The organism is Salmonella sp. 741265116_PST, from assembly GCF_046567715.1.
Taxonomy (GTDB): domain Bacteria; phylum Pseudomonadota; class Gammaproteobacteria; order Enterobacterales; family Enterobacteriaceae; genus Salmonella; species Salmonella enterica.
Window position 1 is genome coordinate 48,108 of sequence record NZ_JBKFPH010000027.1, and the last position, 12,360, is coordinate 60,467.

Here is a 12,360-nt window from a genome sequence, read left to right on the forward strand (position 1 = left end):
ACCTGTATGCCCGTCGTTGCGGGTGCCCCGAGCCTTGTAGAGAGTGGGGTTATTTTTATAAGTACTGCTCATGGAGCGGAGGATTATTTTATCTTCTCATCTCCGGTCTGCCGGATGGCGCTGACGCTTATCCGGCCTACAAAATCACTTTTTCTTCACCGGACGCTGCCAGCCTTGCTTATGCACCTGCGGCACGCGGCTTAATACCAGTTCATTGTCAGCTACGTTACGGGTGACGGTAGTCCCTGCGGCGATGGTAGCCCCTTTACCAACAGTAACCGGCGCCACCAGTTGGGTATCGGAGCCGACAAACACATCGTCGCCAATAACCGTTTTGAATTTATTCGCGCCATCATAGTTACAGGTGATGGTCCCCGCGCCGATATTCACGTTGTCGCCAATTTCCGCATCGCCCAGGTAGGTCAGATGACCGGCTTTAGAACCTTTACCGAGGCGCGCTTTTTTCATCTCAACGAAATTGCCGACGTGAGCGCCCGCTAACAGCTCCGCGCCGGGACGCAGGCGAGCAAACGGACCGATGGTGCAGGCTGCTTCCAGATGCGCATCTTCCACCACGCTGTATGGGCTAATTTCGCAGCCATCGCCAATGACGCTGTTTTTAATAATGCAGCCTGCGCCGATCTTCACGCGATGACCGAGCGCCACGTTACCTTCGATGATAACGTTAGCGTCAATTTCGACATCACGCCCGTGAGCCAGATTACCGCGCAGATCAAAACGTGCCGGATCACGCAGCATCACCCCTGCCAGCAGCAGTTTCTCCGCCTGTTCGGCCTGGTAAATACGCTCCAGACGAGAAAGCTGTAGACGGTTATTCACGCCGTCCGTTTCGCTGATGCGAGCCGGATGCACCGCGGCGATTTCCCGTCCTTCCTGATAAGCCAGCGCAATGATATCAGTGATATAATATTCACCCTGCGCATTATTGTTAGTCAGCTTAGACAACCAGCGTTTCAGGTCCGCGCCGTTGGCGATCAGAATACCGGTGTTAATTTCCTGGATCTGACGCTGTTCATCAGTGGCGTCTTTATGTTCAACGATGCCGGTCACTTTACCGTTTTCACGCGTAATACGGCCATAGCCGCTCGGATCGTCCAGCTTCACGGTTAATAACCCAATACCACCCTGCGGTTTGGCATCGCGCAGGCGCTGTAAGGTTTCAACCGAAATCAGCGGCACGTCGCCGTAAAGCATTAAAATATCTTCATCGTCGCTAAAGAAGGGCGCGGCCTGCTGCATTGCGTGACCTGTTCCCAACTGTTCCGCCTGGAGCACCCAGTTCAGCTTGTCATCTTTCAGGGTCTGTTTTAACAACTCGCCACCGTGGCCATAGACCAGATGAACCTGTGCGGCCCCTAATTTAGTTGCTGCATCAATGACATGCTGCACCATGGGTTTACCCGCCAGCGTGTGCAGCACTTTAGGAATATCGGAATACATGCGCGTGCCTTTACCTGCGGCAAGGATCACTACGCTCATAGCACTATTTAACATACGCGTCCTGACTGTAATTTGAGAACGAATTTATACTGTTTCACGTTGAAAATACTACATTTTTTTCATCGTAAAATGGAAGAAGGATAAAACGCTCACCGGGATAACATCCCCGCCTGCTAATGAATCATTTTCGTTCATTAGCGCGCCTTTTGTCTCCTGAAAAGTAAAAATACCCGCGTATTGGCAACGTAGTCCGATGTTTTTGCTGTTTTTTTGCACCATAAATAAAGAAGATAACGTAGTAAAGCGCAGGGGGGTCAGAAAAGCAAAAACCAGCGACAGGGGCCGCTGGTTTTCCGTTGCGCGTATTTTTTACTTAATTACGCGACATAAAAATCCGCAAAATATACCAGAACATGGTCGCGATAGAAGCGAACAGATGTAACGCCGCGCCAGCAGGACGATCGGTAGGGTAATGGTGAATAATGTTAGAAGTATCGTAAAGTATAAACCCAGCGCATAGCAGTACCATTAGCGCAGAAAACCAGACGCCCAACGAGAAGCCGCAGATGACGCTGGCAATAATCGCCCCAAGAGCAATGCATCCAGCCATAGTCAAAAGCGAGCGCAGAAATGAAAAATCTTTTTTTGTGGAAAAAGCGGTAAACGTCAGGCCGCCAACCAGCAACAGGGTCGTAATCGCCGCCGCGCCAATGATCGACGGGTTAATATACGCAGCCAGCGTTAACAACGGGGCAAAAATCAGGGATTCCGCCAGAACATAAATCCCCAGACCAATAAGTTGCGTATGGTTAGAGCCAGCATCATCCGCCAGTCGTGTTGCCAGCATTCCCACCAGCATAAAAGCGCCGAGAACCACCAACCAGCTATATTTTCCGCCAGCCAGCAGGACATCAAGCATAAGCTCGCCGACCCCTATGAACATCCATGCCGCGCTCAACACGATAAAACCGACGATGGCGACGGCGAGATGGAGATAAGCGCGACGAATAAAGGTAGTACGATCAATCCTTGAGTCGGGTTGTGGACCCGCAAAGGACGGCTGAAATGACATAGTAATAATCCCTCATTTAATGCAATAAAAACGCATCCATTCCTTCCTTCTTCGCACAATGTGCAGATGCCAATGACAGAAAGAAGGATTTAATGAAAACAGCGCTGTCGCTGAAAACGCATCGCCTTCAGCCGCTTGTTTTTGTCGTTGCTAGTTTATCGAATAAAAATTGAGAGGATAAAAAAAAACCAGTCCGCAATCAGACTGGTTTTATGCTTTCAAGCCGGTGTTACATCGCTTTTTTGGTCAACTCGATAACGCGCAGTTTAGCGATCGCTTTGGCCAGTTCCGCAGACGCCTGAGCGTAATCCACGTCACCGTGCGAGCTCTTAATGTGCTCTTCGGCTTTACGCTTCGCTTCCAGGGCTCGCGCTTCGTCGAGATCCTGACCGCGAATCGCGGTATCCGCCAGAACGGTCACGCTGCCAGGCTGCACTTCCAGAATGCCGCCGGACAGATAGATAAACTCTTCATGACCGTGCTGCTTAACGATGCGAATCATACCAGGCTTAATGGCGGTGAGCAGCGGCGCGTGCCCCGGGTAAATCCCCAGTTCGCCTTCGCTACCCGTAACCTGGATTTTCTCGACCAGACCGGAGAACATTTGTTGCTCCGCGCTGACGACATCCAAGTGGTAAGTCATTGCCATATCACCCTCCGATTAAGGCGTTAAAGTTTTTTGGCTTTTTCCACGGCTTCGTCGATGGAACCGACCATGTAGAACGCCTGCTCCGGCAGGTGATCGTATTCGCCTTCCATGATGCCTTTAAAGCCACGGATGGTGTCTTTCAGGGAAACGTATTTGCCCGGAGAACCGGTAAATACTTCCGCCACGAAGAACGGCTGGGACAGGAAGCGCTGAATTTTACGCGCGCGTGCTACCACCAGTTTATCTTCTTCAGACAGTTCATCCATACCGAGGATGGCGATGATGTCTTTCAGTTCCTGATAACGCTGCAGGATGGACTGAACGCCACGCGCGGTGTCGTAGTGTTCCTGACCAACAACCAGCGGATCCAACTGACGGCTGGTGGAGTCCAGCGGGTCAACGGCCGGGTAGATACCCAGGGATGCGATCTGACGGCTCAGTACCACGGTTGCATCTAAGTGCGCAAAGGTGGTGGCTGGAGACGGGTCAGTCAAGTCATCCGCCGGTACGTATACCGCCTGTACGGAGGTGATAGAACCGGTTTTGGTGGAGGTGATACGTTCCTGCAGAACGCCCATCTCTTCCGCCAGAGTCGGCTGGTAACCTACTGCGGAAGGCATACGGCCCAGCAGTGCGGATACTTCCGTACCGGCCAGGGTGTAACGATAGATGTTATCGACGAACAGCAGTACGTCACGACCTTCGTCACGGAATTTCTCCGCCATGGTCAGACCGGTCAATGCAACGCGCAGACGGTTTCCCGGCGGCTCGTTCATCTGGCCATACACCAGGGATACTTTATCGATAACGTTGGAGTCGGTCATTTCGTGGTAGAAGTCGTTACCCTCACGAGTACGTTCACCTACGCCCGCAAACACAGAGTAACCGGAGTGCTCGATCGCGATGTTACGGATAAGCTCCATCATGTTTACGGTTTTACCTACACCCGCACCACCGAACAGACCGACTTTACCGCCCTTCGCGAACGGACACATCAGGTCGATAACTTTGATACCGGTTTCCAGCAGTTCCTGAGAGTTTGACAACTCTTCGTAGGAAGGCGCTGCGCGGTGAATCGCCCAACGTTCTTCTTCGCCGATCTCGCCTTTCATGTCGACCGGTTCGCCCAGGACGTTCATGATACGACCCAGCGTGGCTTTACCTACCGGGACTTCGATCGGGTGTTCGAGATCTTTTACATCCAGACCGCGACGCAGACCGTCAGAAGACCCCATCGCGATGGTACGCACGATACCGCCGCCAAGCTGCTGCTGAACTTCCAGCACCAGCTTCTCATTACCATTCTGCACCTCAAGGGCATCGTACACGCGTGGTACGGCATCCTGAGGGAACTCGACGTCGACCACGGCGCCGATTACCTGGACAATCTTTCCAGTAGCCATCTTAAATCCTCTACGAAATAACCTGGTTAAACCGCGGCGGCCCCCGAGACAATCTCGGTGAGTTCCTGAGTAATGCTGGCCTGACGAGCTTTGTTGTATACCAACTGCAGCTCTTTAATCAGGCTGCCGCCATTATCGGTTGCGGCTTTCATCGCCACCATTCGTGCGGCCTGCTCGCTGGCCAGGTTTTCTACCACGCCCTGATAAACCTGAGACTCCACATAACGACGCAGGAGAGTATCCAGCAGCGCTTTCGGGTCGGGTTCATACAGGTAATCCCAGGCTTTACGCTTCAGATCATCATCTTCTGACGCCGGCAGCGGCAGCAGTTGAGTGATCGTCGGCACCTGAGACATGGTGTTAATAAATTTGTTGCTGACAATGTAAAGCTTGTCCAGACGGCCTTCGTCGTAGGCCTGCAACATCACTTTAACCGGACCGATCAGTTCGGACAGCGAAGGGTTATCCCCCATACCTGTCACCTGAGCGACAACGTTGCCACCTACGGAATTAAAGAATGACACGCCCTTAGAGCCGATCATTGCGAGTTCGCACTGAACGCCTTTATCGGACCATGCCTTCATATCCGCCAGCAGCTTTTTGAACAGGTTAATGTTCAAGCCACCGCACAAACCACGGTCGGTCGACACTACCAGGTAGCCCACGCGTTTAACGTCGCGCTCTTCCAGGTAGGGGTGCTTATATTCCAGATTACCGTTCGCAAGGTGACCAATCACTTTGCGCATGGTCTCTGCATAAGGACGGCTGGCCGCCATGCGATCCTGCGATTTACGCATTTTGGAAGCGGCGACCATCTCCATCGCTTTAGTGATCTTTTGCGTGTTCTGGACGCTTGCGATCTTACTACGTATCTCTTTTGCGCCGGCCATGAGCTTCTCCTCAATGCCTTACGGCCTGCCCTAAGGCAAGCCGCCAGACGTTACCAGGACTGGGTTGCTTTGAAGGAATCGAGGATGCCTTTCAGCTTGCCTTCGATTTCGTCGTTATAGCCACCGGACTGGTTGATCTCTTGCATCAGCGGAGCGTGATCACGGTCGACGTAAGCCAGCAGTGCGGCTTCGAAGCTACCGATTTTCGCCAGTTCGACATCCGCCAGATAACCACGTTCTGCTGCGAACAGAACCAGAGACTGCTGCGCGACGGACATCGGCGCATACTGTTTCTGTTTCAGCAGTTCGGTCACTTTCTGACCGTGGTCAAGCTGTTTACGGGTGGCATCGTCAAGGTCGGATGCAAACTGAGAGAACGCCGCCAGTTCACGATACTGCGCCAGCGCGGTACGAATACCACCGGACAGTTTTTTCATGATCTTGGTCTGGGCTGCGCCACCTACACGGGATACCGAGATACCCGGGTTAACCGCAGGACGAATACCGGCGTTAAACAGGTTAGATTCCAGGAAGATCTGACCATCGGTAATCGAAATTACGTTGGTCGGAACGAACGCGGAAACGTCACCTGCCTGCGTTTCAATAATCGGCAGCGCGGTCAGAGAGCCGGTTTTCCCTTTCACTTCACCTTTGGTGAAGGCTTCGACGTAGTCGGCGTTAACACGCGCAGCACGCTCCAGCAGACGAGAGTGGAGGTAGAATACGTCGCCCGGGAATGCTTCACGTCCTGGTGGACGACGCAGCAGCAGGGAGATCTGACGGTAAGCAACAGCCTGTTTAGACAGGTCATCGTAAATGATCAGCGCATCTTCACCGCGGTCGCGGAAGTATTCGCCCATTGCGCAACCGGCATACGGCGCCAGATATTGCAGAGCAGCGGATTCGGACGCGGTTGCCACCACTACAATGGTGTTAGCCAGCGCGCCGTGTTCTTCCAGTTTACGCACCACGTTAGAGATGGTGGACGCTTTCTGGCCGATAGCGACATAGATACATTTGATGCCGGAGTCGCGCTGGTTGATGATGGCGTCGATAGCCAGCGCGGTTTTACCGGTCTGACGGTCACCGATGATCAGTTCACGCTGACCACGACCGATTGGGATCATGGAGTCAACGGCTTTATAACCGGTCTGCACCGGCTGATCGACAGACTGACGATCGATAACGCCCGGCGCAATCGCTTCAACGGCAGAGAAGCCGTCATTATCAACCGGACCTTTACCGTCGATTGGCGCACCCAGGGTGTTTACCACTCGTCCCAGCAGGCCGCGGCCAACCGGAACTTCCAGGATACGCCCCGTACATTTAACCTTCATGCCTTCGGCAAGGTCAGCGTATGGACCCATGACTACCGCACCCACGGAGTCGCGCTCCAGGTTCAATGCGATAGCGTAACGGTTACCCGGCAGGGAGATCATTTCACCCTGCATACAATCGGCCAGGCCGTGAATGCGGATAACACCGTCACTGACAGAAACAATAGTACCTTCGTTGTGAGCTTCGCTCACCACATTGAACTGAGCAATGCGCTGCTTGATCAGTTCGCTGATTTCGGTGGAATTCAGTTGCATGCTCCAGTCCCCTTAAGACTGCAAGACGTCTGCAAGGCGCTCAAGACGGCCGCGTACGCTGCCATCAATGACCATATCACCCGCCCGGATGATAACGCCTGCCATTACAGACTTATCGATTTTGCAATTCAGCTTCACTTTGCGTGACAGACGTTTTTCCATCGCGGCGCTGATTTTCGAAAGCTGCTCTTCACTCAATGCGGTTGCCGACGTAACTTCTACCTCGGAGGTAGCTTCACTGGCGGCACGCAGATGAATAAACTGCTCCAGAACATCCGGGAGCGCATTCAGACGATTATTTTCAGCCATCACCCGAATCAGGTTCTGACCGTTTTCGTCTAACTGCTCACCGCAGACTGCGATAAACGACTCAGCGAGCGTTTCCGGCGCCAGCGCGCCAGAGAGAAGCTCTGCCATTTGTTCGTTCTTGGTTACCTCGGCGGCAAACGCCAGCATATCCTGCCAGCGCTCTACACTTTGGTGTTCAACGGCAAAGTCAAAAGCTGCTTTGGCGTAGGGGCGAGCTACCGTAACAAATTCAGACATCAGCCCCTCCCTCCTTACAGTTCAGCGACAAGTTTATCCACGATGTCGCTGTTAGCAGCTTCATCCACGGAACGTTCGATGATCTTCTCGGCACCAGCAACAGCCAGGATAGCAACTTGCTTACGCAGCTCTTCACGGGCACGTTTACGCTCGGCGTCAATTTCCGCCTGCGCCTGCGCCACGATTTTAGTACGTTCCTGCTCTGCTTCAGTTTTGGCTTCGTCCAGGATCTGAGCGCGGCGTTTGTTTGCCTGCTCGATGATTACCTGAGCTTCCGCTTTCGCTTTTTTCAGCTGGTCGGTCGCGCTGGCCTTTGCAAGGTCAAGATCCTTATGTGCTCGTTCAGCAGAAGCGAGACCGTCAGCAATTTCTTTCTGACGTTTCTCGATGGCTGCCATTAACGGCGGCCATACGAACTTCATGCAAAACCAGACAAAGATAATAAACGCGATGGCCTGGCCGAGGATTGTTGCGTTAAGATTCACAGCACAATGCCTCTATCTAGTTAACCTTCTGATATTGCTCTTAATTCAAGCAACGCTTACTACGCGACAGCGAACATCACGTACAGACCCAGACCTACAGCGATCATCGGGATAGCATCCACCAGACCCATAACGATAAAGAACTGAGTACGCAGCAGAGGAATCAGATCAGGTTGACGCGCCGCGCCTTCCAGGAATTTACCCCCGAGGATGCCGATACCGATCGCAGCACCGATTGCCGCCAGACCCATCATCACAGCGGCAGCCATGTACAGCAGATCCATATTCAGGTTTTCCATGACAGTCTCCAGTTTGTTTCAGTTAAAACGTAGTAGTGTTGGTAAATTAATGCTCTTCGGACGCCATCGACAGATAGACAATCGTCAGAACCATGAAGATGAAGGCTTGTAGCGTAATGATCAGGATGTGGAAAATGGCCCACGGCACATTCAGAATCCACTGTGACCACCACGGCAACAGACCAGCAATCAGAATGAAAATCAGCTCACCGGCATACATGTTGCCGAACAGTCGCAGACCCAGAGATACCGGTTTGGACAGCAGGCTTACCCCTTCAAGGATTAAGTTGACAGGAATGAACGCCCAGTGATTGAACGGCTGCAGCGTCAACTCTTTTGCGAAGCCGCCGATGCCTTTCATTTTGATGCTGTAGAACAGAATAAGGATGAATACGCCCAGCGCCATCGACAGGGTGATGTTGACGTCAGCAGACGGCACCACGCGCGTTGCCGGCAGACCCAGCCAATGCTCAGCGATATACGGCAGCAGGTCGATAGGCAGTAAGTCCATCAGGTTCATAAGGAATACCCAGACGAAAATCGTCAGGGCCAGCGGCGCAATCAGCTTGCTTTTGCCATGGTACATGTCTTTGACGCTGCCATGCACAAAGCCGACTATCAGCTCAATCGCGGTCTGAAACTTGCCTGGCACGCCGCTGGTCGCTTTTTTAGCAACGCTACGGAACATCACCAGAAACAACAGACCCAGCACCACCGAGAAGAACATGGAGTCAATATTGAGCGTCCAGAAGGTGGCTGGGGGGTTCTGCGGATCCACCAGCGAGAAAGTACGCAGGTCCAGCTGAAGGTTATTCAGATGGTGTCCTATGTATTCCTGCGGCGTCATATTTTCTGAAGCCATGATGCCTTTTACCCTTTGTTGTTAATTACAGCCGGCGCCAGTATCTGAACCACCAGCACCAAAACCCACGTAACGATCAGCGGCAAAAAAACCGCCTTTAAAACCGCCAACGCCACCACCAGTAAAACCAGCATCGCTAACACCTTGAAGGCTTCACCGAAGGCGAAAGTCCAGGACACGCGGCCCTTAGCAGGTGTATGCGCCTGGTGACGCCAGGCAAATATCATAAACAACATATTAGGCAGTGCCACTGCCAATCCCCCACATACTGCGGAGATGCCCCAGAAGGGGTCTTTGAGGCAAAACAGCAATCCACTTGCTATTACCGCCAGAAACTGAATGAACAGAAGCTTACGAGCAACGTTTCGACTCACGAGCGACACAGACATCACGTTTTTACTCCTGCTCACTTCGAGGTATGCCGCGTGTCGTATAAAACGTTCTTTAAGACTTAGAGTCAAGCATCAAAAAGCGGTCAAATTATACGGTGCGCACCCGTGATTTCAAACAATAAGTAGCCAAAAGGTGAATAAATGTTTAAATATTTTTCTCTGGCCCGCATTTTTAACTTTTAGCCAAAGTGTGAACGATCGTACAAAACTGCAAATAGCGCGAAAACACTGGCGATAAAGCGTGCACCAGATCACACATTAAACATATTCATGCTTACGCAATTCATTTACGTGTCAATTCATGCCTTTTCATCTTTTTGATATTTAAGCGTAAAACCAGGTACTGTTTTAAAAATACCAGCTTACACCTTAAAAACGCCCCATTGACATTTATAATAAAAATTTAACAAGCAAAAGTGATTTTTCGATTCGATTTTTAGCAGACTGATATTTACAAAGTTGATTACTCTCTGTTTTAACAAAAGAAGCGACGTTGTCATGTTGAAACGAAACCGTAAATCCAGAGTTAAATGTAACAACGCTGAAATGCGTTATACCTGTCGATTTTTAACACAAGCCGCGTCGTTTTTTTTCTATTTTTTTTGATAAAAATTAAACTTTGTTTGACTTAATAATCACCAGATGCCGCTCGCCTTCCAGTTGCGGAACGCGTAATTTTTCAACAGATTCGACGCTAAAATTGTCAGGTAGTGAGGCAATTTCATCCCCTGGCAATTGCCCTTTTAAGGCATAAAAACGCCCTTTCTCTCCCGGCAGATGGTGACACCAGCTCACCATATCATTCAACGATGCGAAAGCGCGGCTGATAACGCCATCAAACGGCGGTTCGGAGGGATAGGCTTCAACGCGGCTTTGAACCGGCGTGATGTTTTCCAGTTTCAGTTCGTGCTGGACCTGACGCAGAAAACGTACCCGCTTGCCCAGGCTGTCGAGTAAGGTGAAATGCGCGTCAGGGAGAACAATAGCCAGCGGGATGCCCGGCAGTCCCGGTCCTGTTCCTACGTCGATAAAACGCTGTCCCTGAAGATACGGCGCAACGACTATGCTGTCGAGAATATGGCGTACCAACATTTCGTTGGGATCCCGCACTGACGTCAGGTTGTATGCTTTGTTCCATTTGTGCAGCATATCAACGTAGGCGACCAGCAGCGTTTTCTGGTGATCGGTAAGAGAAATACCGGCATCAGCCAGCAGACGAGAGAGTTTGTTGAGCACGGTCATTACCTGTTAATAATCAAATGCCCGATGCGCTTTCGCTTATCGGGCCTACAAATTTGTAGGGCGGGCAAGCGAAACGCCCCCGCCAAATTAGTGTTATCAAGCGCTACGACGCAGCATACCTTGTTTTTTCAGCCATACCAGCAGAATGGAGATTGCCGCTGGCGTAACGCCGGAGATACGCGATGCCTGGCCGATAGACGCCGGTTTATGATCGTTCAGCTTGGCGATAACTTCGTTCGACAGACCGGAAACCTGACGATAATCCAGCGTGGCAGGCAGCAACGTATTCTCGTTACGTAGTTGTTTTTCAATCTCATCCTGCTGGCGAGCGATATAACCTTCGTATTTGACCTGGATTTCCACCTGCTCAGCGGCTTGCTCATCTTCAAGCGCAGGCGCGAATGCGGCAAGTGAAGTGAGCTGCGCGTAGGTCATTTCCGGACGACGCAACAAATCTTCGCCGCTGGCCTCACGGGAGAGAGGCGTGGTCAAATGCGCATTCACTTCATCGGCGGATTCCGCAGACGGCGTTACCCATGTCGATTTCAGCCGCTGGCGTTCGCGTTCGATATTTTCCAGCTTCTCGTTGAATCGCGCCCAGCGTTCATCATCCACCAGACCCAGCTCGCGGCCCATTTCGGTCAGACGCAGATCGGCGTTGTCCTCACGCAGCATCAGGCGATATTCGGCGCGGGAGGTAAACATGCGATACGGCTCTTTGGTGCCCAGCGTACAGAGATCGTCCACCAGCACGCCGAGATAAGCCTGAGAACGCGCAGGCGCCCAGCCCTCTTTGTCGGCGGAAAGACGCGCGGCATTCAGACCAGCGAGCAAGCCCTGCGCCGCAGCCTCTTCATAGCCGGTAGTACCGTTGATTTGACCAGCAAAGAACAGGCCGTGAATAAATTTACTTTCCAGAGTCGGTTTCAGGTCGCGCGGGTCGAAGAAATCATACTCAATCGCGTAACCAGGGCGAACGATCTTCGCGTTCTCCATGCCCTGCATGGAACGGACAATCTGCATCTGCACGTCAAACGGCAGGCTGGTGGAGATACCGTTAGGGTAAATTTCGTTAGAGGTCAGTCCTTCCGGCTCAAGGAAGATCTGATGCTGGTTACGATCGGCAAAGCGCATCACCTTGTCTTCGATCGACGGACAGTAGCGTGGGCCGATCCCTTCGATCACGCCAGCGTACATTGGGCTACGATCGAGGTTATTGCGGATCACGTCATGGGTTTTCTCATTGGTATGCGTGATGTAACACGGCATCTGGCGCGGATGCTGAGAAGCATCAACCAGGAATGAGAAGACCGGCATCGGGTTATCGCTGTTTTGCTGGCCGAGCACGCTGAAATCAATCGTGCGCGCATCAATACGCGGCGGTGTACCGGTTTTCAGGCGGCTGACGCGAAGCGGGAGTTCACGCAGACGGCGTGACAGCGGGATGGACGGCGGATCGCCAGCGCG

At 52.1% G+C, this 12,360-nt stretch carries 13 protein-coding genes; all 13 read right to left on the reverse strand.

Annotated features, from left to right (window positions below; all coding sequences use genetic code 11):
• Window positions 1-144 precede the first annotated feature (144 nt).
• Window positions 145-1,515, reverse strand: a complete 1,371-nt coding sequence (glmU, locus tag ACLD11_RS17265) for a bifunctional UDP-N-acetylglucosamine diphosphorylase/glucosamine-1-phosphate N-acetyltransferase GlmU (RefSeq protein ID WP_183059028.1) — start codon at window positions 1,513-1,515, stop codon at window positions 145-147.
• Window positions 1,516-1,834: 319 nt separating this feature from the next.
• Window positions 1,835-2,533, reverse strand: coding sequence for a Bax inhibitor-1 family protein (locus tag ACLD11_RS17270; RefSeq protein ID WP_183059029.1), 699 nt, complete (start codon window positions 2,531-2,533; stop codon window positions 1,835-1,837).
• 229 nt (window positions 2,534-2,762) lie between these two features.
• On the reverse strand, window positions 2,763-3,182 hold the full coding sequence (locus ACLD11_RS17275) for a F0F1 ATP synthase subunit epsilon (protein WP_001251971.1): 420 nt from the start codon (window positions 3,180-3,182) through the stop codon (window positions 2,763-2,765).
• 20 nt (window positions 3,183-3,202) lie between these two features.
• The gene (gene atpD / locus ACLD11_RS17280) at window positions 3,203-4,585 is read right to left on the reverse strand and encodes a F0F1 ATP synthase subunit beta (RefSeq protein ID WP_000190499.1); all 1,383 of its coding nucleotides are present in this window, start codon (window positions 4,583-4,585) and stop codon (window positions 3,203-3,205) included.
• Between the two features lie 26 nt (window positions 4,586-4,611).
• Window positions 4,612-5,475, reverse strand: a complete 864-nt coding sequence (gene atpG, locus ACLD11_RS17285) for a F0F1 ATP synthase subunit gamma (protein ID WP_000896506.1) — start codon at window positions 5,473-5,475, stop codon at window positions 4,612-4,614.
• Window positions 5,476-5,525: 50 nt separating this feature from the next.
• Window positions 5,526-7,067 carry a F0F1 ATP synthase subunit alpha gene (gene atpA, locus ACLD11_RS17290; RefSeq protein WP_001176751.1) on the reverse strand — a complete coding sequence of 514 codons (1,542 nt, stop codon included), beginning with the start codon at window positions 7,065-7,067 and terminating at the stop codon, window positions 5,526-5,528.
• Between the two features lie 12 nt (window positions 7,068-7,079).
• Window positions 7,080-7,613 (reverse strand): F0F1 ATP synthase subunit delta, encoded by a 534-nt coding sequence (atpH, locus tag ACLD11_RS17295; RefSeq protein WP_001288957.1) that lies wholly within the window; start codon window positions 7,611-7,613, stop codon window positions 7,080-7,082.
• A 14-nt stretch (window positions 7,614-7,627) separates the two neighbouring features.
• A complete protein-coding gene (gene atpF / locus ACLD11_RS17300) occupies window positions 7,628-8,098 on the reverse strand; it encodes a F0F1 ATP synthase subunit B (RefSeq protein WP_183059031.1) in 471 nt (156 codons plus the stop codon).
• A 59-nt stretch (window positions 8,099-8,157) separates the two neighbouring features.
• The gene (gene atpE / locus ACLD11_RS17305; protein ID WP_000429386.1) at window positions 8,158-8,397 is read right to left on the reverse strand and encodes a F0F1 ATP synthase subunit C; all 240 of its coding nucleotides are present in this window, start codon (window positions 8,395-8,397) and stop codon (window positions 8,158-8,160) included.
• 46 nt (window positions 8,398-8,443) lie between these two features.
• On the reverse strand, window positions 8,444-9,259 hold the full coding sequence (gene atpB, locus ACLD11_RS17310) for a F0F1 ATP synthase subunit A (RefSeq protein WP_000135632.1): 816 nt from the start codon (window positions 9,257-9,259) through the stop codon (window positions 8,444-8,446).
• A gap of 8 nt (window positions 9,260-9,267) precedes the next feature.
• Complete coding sequence (atpI, locus tag ACLD11_RS17315) at window positions 9,268-9,648, reverse strand: F0F1 ATP synthase subunit I (RefSeq protein WP_000116685.1); 381 nt, start codon at window positions 9,646-9,648, stop codon at window positions 9,268-9,270.
• A 615-nt stretch (window positions 9,649-10,263) separates the two neighbouring features.
• Entirely contained in the window at window positions 10,264-10,887 is a 624-nt protein-coding gene (gene rsmG / locus ACLD11_RS17320) for a 16S rRNA (guanine(527)-N(7))-methyltransferase RsmG (RefSeq protein WP_001519938.1), read from the reverse strand.
• A 102-nt stretch (window positions 10,888-10,989) separates the two neighbouring features.
• Window positions 10,990-12,360 (reverse strand): tRNA uridine-5-carboxymethylaminomethyl(34) synthesis enzyme MnmG (gene mnmG, locus ACLD11_RS17325; RefSeq protein ID WP_411015158.1); only part of this gene is annotated, 1,371 nt, incomplete at its 5' end.